The following is a 19430-nucleotide window of genomic DNA, read 5'->3' on the forward strand; positions in this document are numbered from 1 at the left end:
CTATGAAAAAGAAATGCTTTTTTGAAAGTAATTTGTATTTGTAGCCAATAAAGACTCTTCAACCAGCCAACAAAGGCTCTTTGTACAAAAATGAAAACCAGAAAACGAAAGGAATTTCATGCAACTCACTAAAGAACAGTTTATTCGTGACTTCAAGGATACACTTCACGAGGAGCAACTCGTAAAAGTTCCGGCCGCAACGCCGTCAGAATTATTTACAACTTTAGCAAAATTAATTCGTAAATACTACACAAGCACTTGGTTAGATCGTAATCATGCTCTTTCAGATAATAAGCAAAAAATTGCTTATTATTTCTCAATTGAATTTCTGCCAGGTCGTATGCTTGAAACTAACCTCTTGAACTTGGGGATTCTTGACCTAGTTAAAGAAGGCTTTGCTGATTTAGATGTTGATTTTGAAGCAGTTAAAACTGCTGAGCATGATATGGCCTTGGGGAATGGCGGTCTCGGACGCTTGGCAGCAGCCTTCATGGATTCATTAGCAACTACTGGATATCCTGGTTTTGGTAATGGGCTCCGCTATAAATATGGTCTTTTTAAACAACGTATCGTAGATGGTTACCAAGTAGAACTTCCAGATTCTTGGTTTGGTTCAATTGGTAATGTTTGGGAAGTACGTAAAGACCATGATATTGTTCAAGTAAAACTCTTTGGTAACGCCTATCTTCAGCCAAATGAAGAAGGAAAACTTGTTCCAGTTTATGATGGCGCGCAAGTTCTGAATGCTGTACCTTATGATGTTCCACAAATTGGTTTTGAAAATGGTGTTATTAATAACCTTCGCCTTTGGGATGTTGAAATTCCAGAGGAATACGAGCTCAATTATCCAACGATTGATGCTTTGCGTACTGTTCGTGACATCACTTCAACACTTTACCCAGATGATTCTAACTTTGAAGGAAAACAACTTCGCCTTGTTCAAGAATACTTCATGACAAGTGCTGGACTTCAAACAATCATCAAATCTTACCTTAAACAAGGTCTTCCATTGGAACAAATCCATGAGAAAGTATCTGTTCATATCAACGATACTCACCCTGCGGTAGCACCAGCAGAATTCATGCGTCTTTTGGTTGACGAGTATGGTTTGAATTGGGATGCAGCTTGGAACGCAACTGTTCAGACCATGTCTTATACTAACCATACTATCTTGTCAGAAGCTCTTGAAAAATGGGATGCCTCACTCTTCAAGCACGTATTACCACGCGTTTATCAAATCGTTCTTGAAATTGATAATCGTTTCGTTGCTGAAATGGCAAATAAAGGTGTCGACCCTGCTGTTATTGAAAACACACGTATCGTTAAAGATGATCAAATCCACATGGCTAACCTTGCAATTATCGGTGGTCATTCTGTCAATGGTGTTGCAAAACTCCATACAGAGCTTTTGAAAGAAGATACACTTCACGACTTCTACACACTTTACCCTGAAAAATTCAATAACAAGACAAATGGTATCGTTCAACGTCGTTGGACACAGATTTCTGCACCAGAATTGTCTAAAGCTATTGATGAAACTATCGGTAAAGAATGGCGTAAAGACATCCATGAACTCCGTAAACTCAATGATTTTGTTGATGACAAAGCGGTACTTGAGAACTTCTATCAAGTTAAACAAGAAGCTAAGGCTCGTCTAGCTGCCTTCATCAAAGAATCTACAGGAGTGGAAGTATCAACAGAAGCTATCTTTGACGTTCAAGTTAAACGTCTCCATGCCTATAAACGTCAATTGCTTAATGTTATGCACATCGTCAAACTTTATAATGATTTGAAAGACAATCCTGATAAAGATATGGTGCCACGTGTATTTATCTTTGGAGCAAAAGCTGCGCCAGGTTACCATTTTGCAAAATCAGTTATCAAGATTATCAATGAATTAGCTAATCTTATAAACAATGATGAAAGCCTACAAGGTAAATTGAAAGTCGTTTTCCTAGAAAACTACCGTGTTAGCCTTGCTGAAATAATCATTCCTGCGGCTGACGTTTCTGAACAAATCTCTTTGGCTTCAAAAGAAGCATCAGGTACATCAAACATGAAATTCATGATGACTGGTGCCATTACCTTAGCAACATTAGATGGAGCTAATATCGAAATCAAAGATGAAGTTGGGGATGATAACATCATCATCTTCGGTATGGATAAAGATGAGGTTTACCGCCATTATGCTACCCATGATTATTATTCACGTGGTATTTATGAGTCAAATCCAGTCATCCGACGTGTTGTTGATTCATTTGTAAATGGTACGATTCCAAATATCCAAAATGAAGGTATGGAAATCTATGAAGCTCTCATCACTCATAATGATGAATATTTCTTGCTAGAAGATTTCCCAGCTTATGTGGAAGCTCAAGAACGAATTGATGCTCTTTATCGTGATCGTCAAACATGGTCACGTATGGCACTTCGTAACATTGCAAACTCAGATAAATTCACTTCTGATGATACCATCACAGAATATGCTGAAGAAATCTGGAAATTAAAAAAATAAGTCAGTTTGACTGAAATCCTATCTTAGATATCAAACAAGGTTAGTATTTAGTCTCCTTGACAAAGATTAATCAATGTAGAGGAGCGGTAGATGCCGTTCCTTTACTTTAATTTGAAAATTTAGTTACTAATTCTTGTCTTCAAAAAATGGGAATTAATACATTTAATATAGTTCCTATTTTTTGAAGTCGATATCTTGATAATCAGTTATACTTTTGTCGTTTATTATTAAATATGTAGAAAAAAGTCCTTTTTTGAATTTATAAAGTTCTAAGAAAGCGAAATCATTTCAGGAAATTCGTTGACTTTTCCAAAAAATAGGACTAAAATAGCTTGGTAAAAAAATTTAAAAGGAGAATTCATAATGAATTTAGGTATTTTGGCACTTGGTATTGCCTGTCTTGGTGTTGCGATTGGTGAAGGTTTTATGATCGGTAACATGATGAAATCCGCTGCTCGTCAACCAGAATTACTCGGTAAATTGCAGCCATTGATGTTCCTTGGAATTGCCTTCATGGAAGGTACTTTCTTCGTAACACTTGCCATGGCCTTTGTTCTTGGCTAGGGATAATTAATGTCAACTAACTAGAAAAGGAGGAAAGTCAGTTGGAAGAACATGCAAATCCTGTGCTAAGTCTTGGGCCCATTAACTTTGACTTAACGATTCTTGCCATGTCTGTTTTGACAGTCCTTGTCGTATTCATTCTTGTGTTTTGGGCAAGTCGTAATATGAAACTCAAACCCTCAGGTAAGCAAAACGTATTAGAGTTTCTTTATGAGTTTGTTTTTGGAGTTGCAAAAGACAATTTGGGTGAGCATTATGCTAAGAAATACATGCCTTTCTTATTCACCTTGTTTGCTTTTATTCTTTTGAGTAATAACCTTGGTTTGATGACTCATATTCAAAACAAGGAAGGTGGTTCTCTTTGGACATCGCCTACTGCCAATATGGCTTATGACTTTGGTCTTTCGTTTATTGTAACGGTAGTCTGTCATGTTGAAGGACTTAAAGAAAAAGGGTTAAAGGGTTATTTACAAGGATTCTTAGAACCAATTCCTGGTATGTTACCGATGAACATTCTTGAAGAAGTTACCAATTTTGTATCATTGGCTCTTCGTTTGTACGGTAACATTTATGCGGGTGAAATTTTGATAGGCTTATTGCTTAATCTTCGTAATGTTCATATAGCATGGGCTCCAATTTCATTTATCTTAATGCTAGTATGGATAGCCTTTTCAGTCTTTATTTCAAGTTTACAAGCTTACGTCTTTACCTTATTGACGTCAATGTATATTGGTAAAAAGGTTAATGGACATTAAGGTATAGAAGAGGAAAGAAATTTATGTTAAATGTATTTACGACTTTAGGAACAAGTACAATAGTAGGTAACTTAATAACTGTATCAGGTTCTTTTGTTCTTTTACTTGTTCTCATTCGCGTTTTTGCTTGGAAAAACATCACAGGAATTTTTGAAAAACGTGCAGACAAAATTGCCAGTGAACTAGATAAGGCTGAGGATGCAAAAATTGAGGCTCAAGAGTTGGTAAGACAAAGACAGACTCAACTTGATGATGTTAAAAATGTAGCAGATAAGATTATTCTCGAAGCAAAAAATAACGCTGAATCAATGAAATCTCGTATTATCGAAAACGCTGAAAATCAAGCAAGCGGCCTTAAGGCAAAAGCAAAGCTTGATATTGAAAAACAAAAAGCAGAAGCTTTAGTTGAAATGAGACATGAAGTGTCAGCTATTTCAATCGATTTAGCGCAAGAGATTTTAATGGAAGAGCTTACTCCAGATGCTCATAGTCAGTTAATTGAACGCTATTTGAATAATTTAGGTGAGTAACATGAGTAATAATAAAATAGTGAGTATAAGAAAGTATCGTCAAGATCTTATTGAGAGAGCTGAGAAAGAAAATAGCTTGGATGACTTACTATCTGATGTTAATGAGCTTGTTAAGTTGTTTCAAATTAGAGGTCTTGAGGATTTCTTCTCTAGGACATCAGTTGCTGATAGCGAAAAATTTAAATTAGTAGTGCTCATTCAGGGAGAATGTTCAGAAATTCTTGATCAGTTTTTCACTCAAATTACCACTAATGGTGATTATGATCTTTTGTATGATGTCTTACTAGATGTTCTCTACCAGTCACAATTTGTTACTGGTGAATTTGATTTATCTATTAAAACAGTTGTACCAATTACAGAAGAGCAAAGAGAACGTATGCTTAGACTAGCTCAGAAGAAACTTCGAATTCAAATCAGACAGATTGACGAGGTTATTGACCCATCTATCCTAGGTGGCTTTATTTTAGAGGCTAATCATAAAGTGATTGATGCGAGTGTTAAGACACAATTACAAAAAGCAAGAAACAAAATTTTATAGAAAGTGGTGTTATTTTGGCAATTGATTTACAGGAAATTTCTGAAGTAATTAAAAAGCAGCTAGATACCTTCAAACCACATTTCGATATCACAGAGACAGGTGTTGTTACCTATGTTGGTGATGGTATTGCGCGTGCGCAAGGTCTTGAAAATGCTATGAGTGGTGAACTTCTTGTGTTTTCAAACGGTGCATATGGAATGGCACAAAACCTTGAAGCCACTGATGTTGGTATTATCATTCTAGGAGACTTCTCTGGCATTCGTGAAGGTGATGAAGTTAGACGAACTGGAAAAATCATGGAAGTACCAGTTGGGGATGCCCTAATTGGCCGTGTTGTTAACCCTCTTGGTATACCTGTGGATGGTCTTGGAGAAATCATGACTTCAAAAACACGTCCAGTTGAAGCACCGGCTCCTGGTGTTATGCAACGTAAATCGGTATCAGAACCTCTTCAAACAGGTTTAAAGGCCATTGATGCATTGGTTCCAATCGGACGTGGTCAGCGTGAATTGATTATTGGTGACCGTCAAACGGGTAAAACATCTGTAGCCATCGATGCTATTCTTAACCAAAAAGGACAAGATATGATTTGTATCTATGTCGCAATTGGTCAAAAGGAATCAACAGTTCGTACTCAGGTTGAAACGCTTCGTCAATACGGTGCCTTGGATTATACAATTGTTGTGACAGCCTCTGCATCACAACCATCTCCATTGCTTTACATCGCTCCATATGCAGGTGTAGCCATGGCAGAAGAGTTTATGTACAATGGTAAGCATGTCCTTATTGTTTATGATGATTTATCAAAACAAGCGGTAGCTTATCGTGAATTGTCCTTGCTTCTTCGTCGTCCACCAGGTCGTGAAGCATATCCTGGGGATGTTTTCTACTTGCATAGCCGTCTCTTAGAACGTTCAGCTAAAGTTTCTGATGCCCTAGGCGGAGGCTCAATTACAGCTCTGCCATTTATCGAAACACAGGCAGGTGACATTTCAGCTTACATCGCGACAAACGTTATCTCAATCACTGATGGTCAAATCTTCTTACAAGAAAATCTCTTTAACTCAGGTATTCGACCAGCCATTGATGCGGGATCTTCAGTTTCACGTGTTGGTGGGTCAGCTCAAATTAAAGCCATGAAAAAGGTTGCTGGAACATTGCGTTTGGACCTTGCTTCGTACCGTGAACTTGAAGCCTTTACGCAGTTTGGATCAGATTTGGATGCAGCCACTCAGGCTAAACTCAATCGCGGACGTCGTACAGTAGAAGTGCTTAAACAGCCTCTTCATAAACCATTACCGGTTGAGAAACAGGTTCTTATCCTTTATGCACTTACACATGGTTTCTTAGATGATGTGCCGGTCAATGATATCTTAACATTTGAAGAAGATATGTATTCATATTTTGATTTACACCATAGCGATCTTTTTGAAATCATTAGAACAACTAAGGATCTTCCGGAAGAAGCTCAGCTAGACCAAGCTATTCAAGCCTTCAAAGATCAAGCGAAATTCGGTTAATAGGAGGGTGCTTATATGTCAGGCTCTCTTAGTGAAATTAAATCTAAAATTGTTTCGACACAAAAAACAAGTCATATTACTGGAGCCATGCAGATGGTTTCTGCCAGTAAGCTGACAAAAGCAGAACAAGCAGCCAAAGATTTCCAAGTCTATGCTTCAAAAATTCGTCAAGTGACGACAGATTTGTTGCATTCTGAGTTGACGCAAGGTTCGACTAATCCCATGCTTGCTAAGCGACCAGTTAAGAAAACAGGCTATATCGTGATTACATCTGATAAAGGTCTGGTTGGTGGCTACAATTCCAAAATCCTCAAGGCTATGATGGATATTGTGGAAGAATACCATCCAGAAGGAGATTACGCGATTGTTTCAATTGGTAGCATTGGATCAGATTTCTTCAAAGCACGTAAAATGAATGTCTCATTTGAGTTGCGTGGTTTAGAGGATCATCCAACTTTTGAACAGGTTAGTCAAATCATCTCACAATCGGTAGAAATGTACAAAAATGAGTTCTTTGATGAGCTTTATGTTTGTTACAATCACCATGTTAACAGCTTGACAAGCCAGGTTCGTGTGCAGCAGATGCTTCCTATCACTGACTTGGATGCTGATGAATCAGAAGAACCAGCTTCAGCAAACTTTGAATTGGAACCTAGTCGTGAAGCTATTTTGGAACAATTGCTTCCGCAGTACACAGAAAGTGTCATTTACGGAGCTATTGTTGATGCTAAAACAGCTGAACACGCTGCAGGTATGACTGCTATGCAGACAGCTACAGATAATGCTAAGAATGTTATTAATGAATTAACAATTCAGTACAACCGTGCCCGTCAGGCATCAATTACACAAGAAATTACAGAAATTGTTGCGGGTGCTAATGCACTGGAATAGGTTAGTTAATTTGAATTTCTGGCTTAGAAATATAAAAGCCTGAAACAAAACTAGTTCAGGCATATCATATAGGGTATTATTATGCCCGACCTTGCAGGGGTGAGATGGCAAATACTATTTCATTTGAAATATGATTTTGTCTCACTCTCTAAAAATCATAGAGGAGAATTAAATGAGCTCAGGCAAAATTGCTCAGGTAGTCGGACCAGTCGTTGACGTCGTATTTGAGACGGGCGACAAACTTCCTGAGATTAATAATGCGTTGATTGTTTATAAAAATGGCGATAAAGCACAAAAAATCGTTCTCGAAGTTGCACTTGAACTTGGAGATGGCATAGTGCGTACCATTGCTATGGAATCAACCGATGGGCTTACACGTGGACTTGAAGTTTTCGATACTGGCCGAGCAATTAGTGTACCAGTTGGTAAAGAAACTTTAGGTCGAGTCTTCAATGTTCTAGGGGATACAATTGACCTTGAAGAACCTTTCGATGAAGATATAGCGCGTGAGCCAATTCATAAAAAAGCACCTTCTTTTGATGAACTATCAACATCATCTGAAATTCTTGAAACAGGTATCAAGGTAATTGACTTGCTTGCCCCTTACCTAAAAGGTGGTAAAGTTGGGCTCTTTGGTGGTGCCGGAGTTGGTAAAACTGTCCTTATCCAAGAATTGATTCACAACATTGCCCAAGAACACGGTGGTATTTCAGTATTTACTGGTGTTGGTGAACGTACTCGTGAAGGGAATGACCTTTACTGGGAAATGAAGGAATCTGGCGTTATTGAGAAAACTGCCATGGTATTTGGTCAGATGAATGAACCACCTGGAGCACGTATGCGCGTTGCCCTTACTGGTTTGACAATCGCTGAATATTTCCGTGATGTAGAAGGACAAGACGTACTTCTTTTCATCGACAATATCTTCCGTTTCACTCAAGCGGGTTCTGAGGTATCTGCCCTTCTAGGCCGTATGCCTTCAGCCGTTGGTTACCAACCAACACTTGCTACTGAAATGGGACAATTGCAAGAGCGTATTACCTCAACTAAAAAAGGTTCTGTTACATCAATTCAAGCCATTTACGTTCCTGCCGATGACTACACTGACCCAGCGCCAGCAACTGCCTTCGCTCACTTGGATTCAACGACCAACTTGGAACGTAAATTGACACAGATGGGTATTTATCCAGCGGTGGATCCATTAGCCTCATCTTCACGTGCCCTTGCCCCTGAAATTGTTGGTGAAGAGCATTACCAAGTGGCAACAGAAGTACAACGTGTTCTTCAACGTTACCGTGAGTTGCAAGATATCATTGCCATTCTTGGTATGGATGAATTATCTGAAGATGAAAAAACTTTAGTTGGACGCGCTCGTCGTATTCAATTCTTCCTATCACAAAACTTTAACGTTGCTGAGCAATTTACAGGTCAACCAGGTTCTTACGTACCAGTTGCTGAAACTGTTCGTGGCTTTAAAGAAATTCTTGAAGGTAAATACGACCATCTTCCAGAAGATGCTTTCCGTAACGTAGGTCCAATTGAGGACGTTCTTGAAAAAGCTAAACAGATGAACTATTGATGAGGTGATCGCATGTCAAATACCTATATGACTGTTCAGGTTGTCACACCTGACGGCATAAAATATGACCACCATGCTGCTTTTATTTCGGTAAAAACTACGGATGGTGATATGGGAATTCTGCCTAATCACGTTAATATCATGGCTCCACTTGCTGTTCATGAAATGAAAATTCGTCGTATTGATGATGATAATCACGTTGATTGGGTAGCTGTAAATGGCGGATTGATAGAAGTTAAGGATAATTTTGTCACTATCGTCGCTGACTCTGCTGAACGTGAACGTGATATCGATGTCAGTCGTGCTGAACGTGCTCGTATCCGTGCTGAACGTGAATTGGAAGAAGCTCAAACGACTAAAGATATTGATGAAGTTCGTCGTGCTCAAGTCGCACTTAGACGTGCCCTTAATCGTATTAATGTCGGAAGTCACCAATAAACAAAGTCACTATATATAGACACAAGAAAACCGCAAATGCGGTTTTTTTCTTACTTTGAAGACTAATATCATGCTATAATAATACTCAAATAAAATCAAAATCAGACGAAGAAGTGAGACGAAGGTATTACTTGAGTAGGGCAAGTCGAAACTGGCATTGATCATTTTGATTTTAAAAGAGAATAAATTTTGAAATCTACTTTAAATAAATAGTGGATTAGATATCAGAAAAATCAAGAATCAAGGAGAATTCATGCGTTTAGATAAGTTTTTGGTGGAAGCAGGTGTTGGTTCTCGTACAGAAGTCAAACAACTCCTTAAGAAGAAGTTAGTTGAAGTTAATGGTGTTGTTGAAACGTCGGCCAAACGTCATGTAGATGAAAAAGTAGACCAAATTGTTTGTCAGGGACAAGTACTAGGTTATGAGAAGTTTGTTTATTATATGCTCAACAAACCCAAGGATGTCATTTCAGCTACTGAAGATAATCACCATAAGACTGTTCTTGATTTGTTGGACAAGACAGCTCATGATAAGGAAGTTTTTTCTGTTGGTCGTTTAGACATTGATACCCATGGTTTACTCTTGTTAACCAATAATGGTGCACTGGCTCATGCCATGCTATCACCCAAACGTCATGTGGATAAACTTTATCAGGCTAAGGTCCAAGGAATCATGACTGTTGAAGATATTGAGGCTTTTGAAAAGGGGATTGTTTTAGATGACTTTAGCTGCCAGCCAGCTCAGCTATTAATCAAAGAAGTGGATGAAAAAGCTAAAACTAGCTTGGTTCACATTACAATAAAAGAGGGTAAATTTCATCAGGTTAAGCGTATGGTTGCTGCACGCGGTAAGAAGGTTGTGGATTTACAGCGCTTGAGCATGGGACCACTAGTCTTGGATCAGTCGCTTTCTTTGGGACAATGGCGGCGCTTAACAGACCAAGAGTTGGTAGCCTTGGAGAATTTTAAAGTAGAGATTTAAGCACAAAAAAACTTGGATATTTTTCCAAGTTTTTTCTTGTAGATAGCTTATAGTCTTCGAAAATCAAAATGATAGATTGTTAAGCCTTCTTGCCGATTATTATGTATGTCTGCGTCGGCTTGCCTCCTCTAATTTTGGTTTTCATTGAGTATTAGATAGCCCATTCTCCGCCACGGAAAATTGGGACAACTTTTCCATCTGCTGTGATACCATCGATGTCCATTTGGTCGGAGCCGATCATGAAGTCAACGTGAGCAGTTGAGCGATTCAAACCTGCCGCATCCAACTCTTCGCTTGTCATTTCTGTACCACCTTCAATGCTAAAGGCGTAGGCTTGACCGATAGCTAAGTGGTTTGAGGCATTTTCATCAAAAAGCGTATTGAAGAAAGTCAAACCTGAAAGTGAAATTGGTGTTTTGTGAGGAACAAGGGCAACTTCACCAAGTGAACGTGCACCTTCATTTTCTTCAACAAGACGTTTGATAGTTTCCTCACCTTTTTCAGCAGTAACCTCAACAATTTTACCATCCTTGAAAGTGAATGTCATGTTTTCGATAACGACACCTGCGTAGCTAAGTGGTTTTGTAGATGATACATAACCATCCGCGCGACGGTAATCTGGTGCTGAGAAAACTTCCTCAGTTGGCATGTTAGCAATGAATTCTTCACCTTGAGCGTTAAAGCTACCAGCAGCTTCCCAAACATGATTTTTTGGCATTCCAAGCGTCAAGTCTGTTCCAGGAGCCATATAGTGGAGGGCATCAAATTGCATATCGTTAAGGATTTTAGCTTTTGATACTAAACGTGCTTGGTGTTCATCCCAGGCTTTGATTGGATCTTCTTCGTAAATGCGGTTCATTTTGAAGATAGCATCCCAGAGCGCATCAACTTGCTCCTCTTCACTTGCTAAATTAGGAAAGACCATAGCTGCCCATTCTGGACTTGAAGCGGCAACAAGATTCCAGCTGACTTTATTTGATTGTGTAGCGGTACGTTGAGCATCGAGGGCTATAGCAGTAGCGCGTGTAGAAGCTGATAAACGTTCTGGGTCAACACCTGCAAAAGCATTTGGATCTGCTGAACGAACCACTAAACGGCTTGCTTTTTTCTCAAGGAAGTAGTTTGATTTTTCAACAACGTAGTCGGCAACAGTTGTTACACGGTCTTCACTTGCGTGAAGCAATTTTTCACGTGTAATCTGATCATCGACATAGTCAACAACAACTTCAGCAGCACCGCGCGCATAGGCAGCTTTAGTCAAAAGACGGGCAAACTTGCTGTGTTCAACAGCAATGGTGATAATAAGGGTATGTCCTTCCTGGACATTAACACCTTTGGCGATGAGTAAGTTAGCGTATTTTGCTAAATTCTCTTCAAAGTTTGGTAAAACCATTAAACTTTCCTCCAAAAAGAAAACAACTTATGCACATAAGGACAGAAAGCTGCTTCTTATTTATTTTTACTCATACTCAAATTAAATCAAAATCAGATGAGCAAGTGAGACGAAGGCGATACTAGGTAGGGCAAGTCAAAACTGACATCTCTCATTTCGATTTTAAAAGAGTATTACTGAAATACTCTAGCATATTTTAAGACTAATCTCAAGGAATTTTGGAAACGATTTAGGCCTTGTTCTGAGCAGTAAGTGTTTGCTTTATTGGACAAATCGTGTTAAGATAGAGCTAACAAAATACAGTAGAAGAGGTATTAAAAGTGGCTTTTGGAGAAAATGGACCGCGTAAGAAAACAGCATTTGAAAAGTTAACTTTGATTGTTGTTATTTTGATGGTTCTTGTAACCGTAGGTGGATTGGTTGCGACTGCAATTGCATCTATCCTTTAAGACGCTGCTAGGCGTTTTTTTATGCTCGCAAACAGCGCGGGCCATTACACAAAGATAGGAAAAATAGTATGAGTATGTTTTTAGATACTGCCAAGATTAGTGTTAAAGCTGGTCGTGGTGGTGATGGTATGGTGGCCTTTCGCCGAGAAAAATATGTCCCTAATGGCGGACCTTGGGGCGGCGATGGCGGCAAAGGCGGATCTGTCGTTTTTAAAGTTGATGAAGGGCTTCGCACCCTCATGGATTTCCGTTATAACCGTAAATTTAAGGCCAAAGATGGTGAAAAAGGGATGACAAAAGGAATGCACGGTCGTGGGTCAGATGATCTGATTGTGCGTGTTCCGCAAGGGACAACTGTTCGTGATGCTGAGACTGGTAAAGTGATTACAGACTTGGTTGAAAATGGACAAGAGTTTGTTGTCGCTCACGGTGGTCGTGGTGGTCGTGGAAATATCCGTTTCGCAACGCCTCGTAACCCTGCACCAGAGATTGCTGAAAATGGTGAACCAGGTGAAGAGCGCGATCTTGAGTTGGAACTTAAAATCTTGGCAGACGTTGGTTTGGTAGGATTCCCTTCAGTTGGTAAGTCAACGCTTCTAAGTGTGGTTTCTGCCGCAAAACCAAAGATTGGTGCTTATCACTTTACAACAATTGTGCCAAATCTTGGTATGGTTCGTACTAAATCTGGTGAATCATTTGCCATGGCTGACCTTCCGGGTTTGATTGAGGGTGCCAGTCAAGGTGTGGGTCTTGGAACGCAGTTCCTTCGCCACATTGAGCGTACACGTGTTATCTTGCATGTTATTGATATGTCTGCTTCAGAAGGACGTGATCCATATGAAGATTATTGCCAAATCAATAAGGAGCTCGAAACATACAATCTGCGTCTTTTGGAACGTCCACAGATTATTGTTGCTAATAAGATGGATATGCCAGAAGCAGAAGAAAACTTGAAAGAGTTCAAGAAAAAATTGGCAGCAGAATATGATGAGTTTGATGAACTGCCAATGATTTTCCCAATTTCATCACTTGCTCACCAAGGATTGGAAAATCTTCTAGAAGCAACTGCAGAATTGCTTGATAAGACAGATGAATTCTTGCTTTACACTGAAGATGATATGGAACAAGAAGAAGTTTATTACGGCTTTGAAGCTGATGAACGACCATTTGAAATTAGCCGTGATGATGATGCGTCATGGGTGTTGTCTGGTGAGAAACTTGAAAAACTCTTTATCATGACCAATATGGAACGTGATGAATCAGTCATGAAATTTGCTCGTCAATTGCGTGGTATGGGTGTTGACGAAGCCCTTCGTGAACGTGGTGCCAAAGACGGAGACATCGTCCGAATCGGCAACTTCGAATTCGAATTCGTGGATTAACTCGACACTGCTCATTGATAGCAAAGCTATCTAATGAGCAGACGGCAAGCACTATTGTGTCTTGCCTAGTCGCCTTACTAGCTCGAAAAGTGATTGGTATCGAATCACTTTTCTCACGTCGTAACTCAGTAAGCTGATGCGGTCTGCCTACCAACCTTACTAATTTCGTCAAAACTGTGGTGTCGACAGTTTTGACTTGGTGTCGTAACTCTCGCTTGTGGTAAGTGTTGTGGTGACATGTTAAGACGGCAAGCCCTATTGTGTCTTGCCTAGTCGCCTTACTAGCTCGAAAAGTGATTGGTATCGAATCACTTTTCTCAGGTCCTAACTCAGTTAGTTGATGCGGTCTAGCTACGAAATTTTTGAGATTAAAGGGTATAAATGTCCCTGTCAAGCAAGTGTTAGTGTATATCTTGCTTACAGGTGGGTTAGTAAGTTAATCAAGTCTAATTTTGGAGGTTTTTATGGGTGATAAACCGATATCTTTTAAGGATAAGGATGGTAATTTCGTTTCGGCGGCCGATGTTTGGAATGCTGAAAAGCTAGAGGAATTATTTAATACCCTCAATCCCAACCGTCGTCTTCGTTTGGAACGTGAAAAATTAGCTCAGGAGCAGGGTGAGGCTTAGTTCTCATCCGCTTCTTTTTACTATAGTCATTTGATTAACTTTGATACGTCGTCACTATCGGCTTGCCGTACTCAAGTACTGTCTTCGCCTCTGTTCCTTGTCTGAAAGCTAATTGATTCGACTATATTTGGAAAGAATTGGTAACAATGAAATTTACAAAACGCTTTAATTGGTTGTTCTTGTTTATATTTTCTTGTATTTTTGTTAGTTTCTTTTTGAGTTGGAAAAATAGCTCAGCAGATAGTCAAATTGCCATCGATAAAGAAGATGAGGTCTGGGTTGTGACTGACCTCCATTATCTTTCTCCTGAACTTCAGGATGGGGGCAAGGCATTCAGCATCATGCAAAATACAGCAGCTGGGAAAGATCTTGTCTATGGTAAAGAGCGCTTAGAAGCTCTGCTATTTCAAGTGAAAAAAGAAAATCCTAAAGTCTTGATTGTCAGTGGGGACTTGACGTTTAATGGTGAATATCAGAGTCTTGTGGAAACTGCGGGATACTTCCAACAGATTGAAAAAGCGGGAACTCAGGTTTTGGTCATTCCAGGGAATCATGATATTGCGTCTGGCTGGGCGAGAGAATTTCGTGAGGATAAGCAGTATAAGACGAAACAGATTTCGGCCAGTGATTTTGAGTCGGTCATGGCAGATTTTGGTTATGCGGATGCTGATGCGCGTGATCAAGCTTCGCTCACTTATGTCACAAAGTTGCAGTCTGGTCCTTGGTTTTTGATGATTGACAGTAATATCTATTCTGATGCTGAGGGAAAAGGTGCACCTACGACCAATGGGCGTCTTAAAAAGGAAACCTTGGCTTTTATTGAAGAACAATTGCAGGATGCTCAAGAAGAGGGAGCATTTGTGGTTCCTGTTATGCATCACAATGTTTTAGAGCAACACCCCATGTCGACACGAGGTTTTACTTTAGATAATGCTTCAGATTTGCGTCATTTGTACTCAAAATACCAGCAAAAAATTGCCTTATCGGGTCATATTCATACTCAAAATATGGCATCTTGGACTATGGAGGATGGGCATACTTTAACAGAAATTGTCACAGGTGCATTTTCGCTTTATCCTGCTAGTATTGGGCGTTTGACTTTTAAAGATGACAAAGTAGATTATGAGCAGACTCGTTTAGATATGAAAGATTGGGCAGAGCAGGAAAAGATTAGTCAACCTGACTTATTAGAACATGCTGACTATTTGAAAGATGTCTTTAATAAGTCTAGTAACATCATGGTTCATACGATGATGAATGATGAGGGCTGGTATGATGGTGAAAAGGCTGAGGAAATTTCAGAAATGATTGAACCGTTGAATTTAGCATTTTTTACTGGTGATATGTTGACTGAAGATTGGCTCTCAGAGAATGTTTATACTAATGATATTTATCACCTCCTAAGAGATAGCGGAGAGAAAAAATTCTTATACCGTTATGTCAATCAAATGATTTCTGAGCGAGCAAACAAGCCTGCTCAGAAAGTAAGCATTAATCTGCCCTAAATAGGCAAGGAGTTATGAATGATTGATACAATGACTAATTATGAGAAAGAGAGTCATTGTATTTTTTCATAATCTTAAAGGTAAATAATATTCTTTTAAAATCAAAATGATAGCTGTCAGTTTTGACTTGCCCTACTCTAATACTACCTTGGTCTCACTTGCTCGTCTGATTTAATTTTAGAATAAGATGTGGTGGAAAATAATTGAATGGCCTGATTTCGTTTACATAATATTTCTCCATTTTCTTAGCTTCACTTTAAGCAAAACATGGTATAATATTTTTTAGCATTTTAATGAAGGAAGTACTATGGCAGGAAAGAAACGTTCGTTTGATAGTCGTGTTGATTATTCCGTAATTTTACCGACTTTTTTTCTTCTCTTAATTGGTCTGGTGGCAATCTATATCGCTACGGCAAATGATTATCCCCATAATGTGGCCAATGTAATGACCCAGCAAGTAGTTTGGATAGGTTTAGGGAGTTTTATTGCCTTTATCGTCATGCTCTTTTCTGCTGAGGTTCTTTGGAAATTGACTCCATTTTTTTATGTCTTGGGATTGGGCTTAATGATCTTACCCTTGATTTTTTATAGTCCGGAATTAGTAGCCTCAACAGGTGCTAAGAACTGGGTTACAATTGGATCGGTAACCCTATTTCAGCCCTCTGAGTTTATGAAAATCTCCTATATTTTGGTTCTGGCGAAAACAACAGTTTGGTTTCAGCAAAAAGTTAGGCAGACCAGCTTTAAACAAGACTTTCAGCTGTTAGGCTTATATGCTCTGTTAACTCTGCCAATAATGGTACTTTTAGGACTACAAAAAGACTTTGGTACGGCTATGGTCTTCATGGCCATCTTAGCTGGAACAGTCCTGTTATCTGGTGTTTCTTGGTGGATTATCTTGCCAGTAATTGGTCTTGCGGCCCTGGCTGTTGGTATTTTCATGACCGTCTTTCTCATGCCTAATGGCAAAGAATGGCTTTATCAACTTGGCATGGACACCTACCAAATTAATCGTATCTCAGCTTGGCTAAATCCTTTTGATTTTTCTGAGAGTATTGCTTACCAGCAAACGCAAGGTATGATTTCGATTGGCAGTGGTGGTCTTACTGGTAAAGGTTTCAGTGTTATCGACTTGGCTGTTCCGGTTCGTGAAAGTGATATGATTTTTACTGTGATAGCAGAAGATTTTGGATTCATTGGCAGCGCAAGCGTCTTGGCACTTTATCTGCTCTTGATTTATCGCATGTTGCGCGTGACATTCGCTTCTAACAATCGCTTTTACACCTATATCTCGACCGGTTTTATCATGATGATTCTCTTCCACATCTTTGAAAATATTGGCGCAGCTATTGGCATCCTGCCCCTAACAGGGATACCACTGCCTTTCATCTCACAAGGTGGTAGCTCCTTGATAACCAATCTTATCGGAGTTGGCTTGATTCTCTCAATGAGTTACCAGAATATTCTTAGTCAAGAAAACGAGATTGAGAAGTCATTAAGCCGACGCCGACGCAATAACTAAGACTTGCCTTCGGTATCTTTTGGGAAATAGCAGAGCTTAAAGCATTTCTAAAGCTTATTGCAGGAAAATGAGAAGTGGCTGTTTGATTTCTCAGCCAAACTCTGATAAAATAGTAATGTTCAGAGGTATTTTGAATCCCATTTGTTACAGGAAGCGGTGGAACTGAGAAATCCGCACAAATGTCAAAATGAGTTACTGAACCTAACAACGAAATACAACAAAGTTGCAGATATCTTCAGATATCTGAATCTGGGTGGTACCGCGGATTACTTTATGAAATTCGTCCCTGTCTAGCATAAGCTGGATAGGGATTTTTAAATGAAAGGTTGAAAAATTTTGGCAAAAAGAAAAAATCGTAAAAAAGAGTACATTCTAGGATTGAAACGTCAAGGATTAGTAAAAACAACTGTTGACGTTGTTAAAGTCTTGACAGAGAAAACTGAAGAAGTGAAAAAAGAAGTGAAAGCTAAGGCAAATGACTTTGAAAGCTTTGCAAAAGAATTTGAAGGTGTCGCAGCAAGCCGCCTTGAAGCTTTTTATGAGCAAGGTATCAAGTCAGCCAAAGACTTTGCAAACTGGACAGAAAAAGAGCTCTTGACACTCAAAGGAATCGGTCCAGCAACCATCAAACAGCTAAAAGAATTTGGTATAAAATTTAAAAAATAAAGAAAAGATTTGGTTTGCTTAATAGCCTCAAATCTGATAAAATAAGAGCATTCAGAGGTGTTTTGAATTCCATTTGTCACAGGAAGCGGCGATACTGAGAAATCCGCACAAATGTCAAAACTGGTTGCTGAAGGTTACAATGAAATAAACAAAGTTGCAGGTATCCACAGATATCTGAAATTGGGTGGTACCGCGGATTATCTAAAGAAATTCGTCCCTGTCTAGCGTCAGCTGGATGGGGATTTTTTTATAATTTTGGAGGCTTATATGGAATTTATTTTTAATGAAGATATTGATTGCGGATTAGAAAAAAATGGGCGAGTTTACTTGACAGGAAATCTTAAAAAGCCCCAAGATACAAAACATATCTCGACTACAAATTATGAGATGGGAATTAGTAGATATAATTCTTTTAAGGCTGAACAAGCACATACACATAGATTTAATCAGGAATATAATTATATTCTGCAAGGTGAAGCTAAGGTGTTTATTTTTGAAGAGGACCGTGAATATCATTTTAAAAAAGGAGATATGTTTTATATATCCCCAGGTATGTCTTATATGGTAAAGTGCCTATCCGGAACTGAAATTCTTTTTACAAAAGTACCTGGTGGGAATGATAAAGAGTTATTTAATATAGAGAACAATAAAGTGTGGATTAACTGGACAAAAGAATGGTAATGGAATGACAATGAAGTTTATAAAAGAAATTTTAAATTTCTCTATGGAAGATTTGAAAGCAGTCTGGAGTTTGTTCGCAACTTTGTTTGGAGTGGTATCAGTTGTTATACCAGATGTATCTATTTACATATTCCTCTTTATATTATTCCTCTTATTATCATTTGCGGTCATTATTAAGAGTTGGAATAAACTAAGAAAAAAAATTATTGATGTCGATCCTAGATCAAACAAGAATTTTTATATCATGGTTGATGATTTTATCGTTAATTTTAGATATAATCTAGAAAAATTGGATAAGAAAGATACGACTTTTTCAGTGGCACTTGGATTTGATAGAAGTTTAAAACTATCAAATGTTTCGAGTGGATCTATGTTGGAAGATTTTCTTAACTATTTGGCTGAAGAGCATAATATTACAAATGAATTATTACAGGCTGAAATTGATAAAGCTAGAAAGCGTCAGAGGATTGAAAATCCACAATTAGGAGATATACTTTACGTACCTATTCGTTTGTCGGAAAAATCAGTGACCCTTTTGTTTGTGGTTAATTCTCAGAAAAAAGAAGTAGATTCAATTATTAGGAATGACTTAATTAAAGGTGAGGATTCAAGAATTATTATTATCAAGTTATTCCGAAAATGTAAAGAATTGGGATTGAGTACGTTGATGTTAGGAGCAATTGGCACGAATAAATTAGATTTTCCATACAAAATAATTGTTACAGAGATTATAAATGCTTATATCTATTGTGTAGAAAAGAAGTATAATCCTAAGAAAATTTATCTATCTTTACGTGAACAAGATATGAATGAACAGTCTTTAGAGAAAAGAGAAATCATCAACTATATTGCACAATCTATGAAATTTAATATTGGATAAAGGAGAACTAA

At 38.6% G+C, this 19430-nt stretch carries 19 protein-coding genes; 18 read left to right on the forward strand and 1 reads right to left on the reverse strand.

Features of this window, described 5'->3' with window-relative positions; genetic code table 11:
* Positions 1-118: 118 nt before the first annotated feature.
* From F601_RS0102835 to F601_RS0102880, 10 genes are all read left to right on the forward strand, one after another.
* A complete protein-coding gene (locus F601_RS0102835) occupies positions 119-2515 on the forward strand; it encodes a glycogen/starch/alpha-glucan phosphorylase (RefSeq protein ID WP_018164158.1) in 2397 nt (798 codons plus the stop codon).
* A 360-nt stretch (positions 2516-2875) separates the two neighbouring features.
* Positions 2876-3079, forward strand: a complete 204-nt coding sequence (locus F601_RS0102840) for a F0F1 ATP synthase subunit C (protein WP_026183079.1) — start codon at positions 2876-2878, stop codon at positions 3077-3079.
* A gap of 41 nt (positions 3080-3120) precedes the next feature.
* Positions 3121-3834 (forward strand): F0F1 ATP synthase subunit A, encoded by a 714-nt coding sequence (atpB, locus tag F601_RS0102845; protein WP_018164160.1) that lies wholly within the window; start codon positions 3121-3123, stop codon positions 3832-3834.
* Between the two features lie 23 nt (positions 3835-3857).
* Positions 3858-4364, forward strand: coding sequence for a F0F1 ATP synthase subunit B (atpF, locus tag F601_RS0102850; protein ID WP_018164161.1), 507 nt, complete (start codon positions 3858-3860; stop codon positions 4362-4364).
* A gap of 1 nt (position 4365) precedes the next feature.
* Positions 4366-4902 (forward strand): F0F1 ATP synthase subunit delta, encoded by a 537-nt coding sequence (locus F601_RS0102855; RefSeq protein ID WP_018164162.1) that lies wholly within the window; start codon positions 4366-4368, stop codon positions 4900-4902.
* Between the two features lie 14 nt (positions 4903-4916).
* Entirely contained in the window at positions 4917-6422 is a 1506-nt protein-coding gene (gene atpA, locus F601_RS0102860; RefSeq protein ID WP_018164163.1) for a F0F1 ATP synthase subunit alpha, read from the forward strand.
* Positions 6423-6437: 15 nt separating this feature from the next.
* Positions 6438-7313, forward strand: a complete 876-nt coding sequence (locus F601_RS0102865) for a F0F1 ATP synthase subunit gamma (protein ID WP_018164164.1) — start codon at positions 6438-6440, stop codon at positions 7311-7313.
* 172 nt (positions 7314-7485) lie between these two features.
* Positions 7486-8892, forward strand: coding sequence for a F0F1 ATP synthase subunit beta (atpD, locus tag F601_RS0102870; RefSeq protein ID WP_018164165.1), 1407 nt, complete (start codon positions 7486-7488; stop codon positions 8890-8892).
* A 12-nt stretch (positions 8893-8904) separates the two neighbouring features.
* Positions 8905-9330 carry a F0F1 ATP synthase subunit epsilon gene (locus F601_RS0102875; RefSeq protein ID WP_018164166.1) on the forward strand — a complete coding sequence of 142 codons (426 nt, stop codon included), beginning with the start codon at positions 8905-8907 and terminating at the stop codon, positions 9328-9330.
* A gap of 253 nt (positions 9331-9583) precedes the next feature.
* Positions 9584-10312, forward strand: coding sequence for a pseudouridine synthase (locus F601_RS0102880; protein ID WP_018164167.1), 729 nt, complete (start codon positions 9584-9586; stop codon positions 10310-10312).
* 151 nt (positions 10313-10463) lie between these two features.
* On the opposite strand, the gene F601_RS0102885 is transcribed toward F601_RS0102880, so the two are convergent.
* A complete protein-coding gene (locus F601_RS0102885; RefSeq protein ID WP_018164168.1) occupies positions 10464-11705 on the reverse strand; it encodes an aminopeptidase in 1242 nt (413 codons plus the stop codon).
* A gap of 320 nt (positions 11706-12025) precedes the next feature.
* Between F601_RS0102885 and F601_RS12810 the strand changes: the two genes are divergently transcribed.
* From F601_RS12810 to F601_RS0102930, 8 genes are all read left to right on the forward strand, one after another.
* Positions 12026-12154: a DUF4044 domain-containing protein gene (locus tag F601_RS12810; protein WP_018164169.1), complete on the forward strand. Its 129-nt coding sequence runs from the start codon at positions 12026-12028 to the stop codon at positions 12152-12154.
* A 68-nt stretch (positions 12155-12222) separates the two neighbouring features.
* Positions 12223-13536, forward strand: coding sequence for a GTPase ObgE (gene obgE / locus F601_RS0102895; RefSeq protein ID WP_018164170.1), 1314 nt, complete (start codon positions 12223-12225; stop codon positions 13534-13536).
* A 464-nt stretch (positions 13537-14000) separates the two neighbouring features.
* Positions 14001-14165, forward strand: a complete 165-nt coding sequence (locus F601_RS13290) for a hypothetical protein (RefSeq protein ID WP_018164171.1) — start codon at positions 14001-14003, stop codon at positions 14163-14165.
* 215 nt (positions 14166-14380) lie between these two features.
* A complete protein-coding gene (locus F601_RS0102905; RefSeq protein ID WP_248678563.1) occupies positions 14381-15670 on the forward strand; it encodes a metallophosphoesterase in 1290 nt (429 codons plus the stop codon).
* A gap of 307 nt (positions 15671-15977) precedes the next feature.
* The gene (locus F601_RS0102910; protein WP_018164173.1) at positions 15978-17192 is read left to right on the forward strand and encodes an FtsW/RodA/SpoVE family cell cycle protein; all 1215 of its coding nucleotides are present in this window, start codon (positions 15978-15980) and stop codon (positions 17190-17192) included.
* 336 nt (positions 17193-17528) lie between these two features.
* Positions 17529-17858, forward strand: a complete 330-nt coding sequence (locus F601_RS0102915; protein WP_018164174.1) for a helix-hairpin-helix domain-containing protein — start codon at positions 17529-17531, stop codon at positions 17856-17858.
* A gap of 267 nt (positions 17859-18125) precedes the next feature.
* Entirely contained in the window at positions 18126-18539 is a 414-nt protein-coding gene (locus F601_RS12225; protein WP_018164176.1) for a cupin domain-containing protein, read from the forward strand.
* A 4-nt stretch (positions 18540-18543) separates the two neighbouring features.
* A complete protein-coding gene (locus F601_RS0102930) occupies positions 18544-19419 on the forward strand; it encodes a hypothetical protein (RefSeq protein ID WP_155979147.1) in 876 nt (291 codons plus the stop codon).
* Positions 19420-19430: the final 11 nt, after the last annotated feature.

Origin of the sequence: Streptococcus henryi DSM 19005 (assembly GCF_000376985.1) — a bacterium.
Classification (GTDB): Bacteria; Bacillota; Bacilli; order Lactobacillales; family Streptococcaceae; genus Streptococcus; species Streptococcus henryi.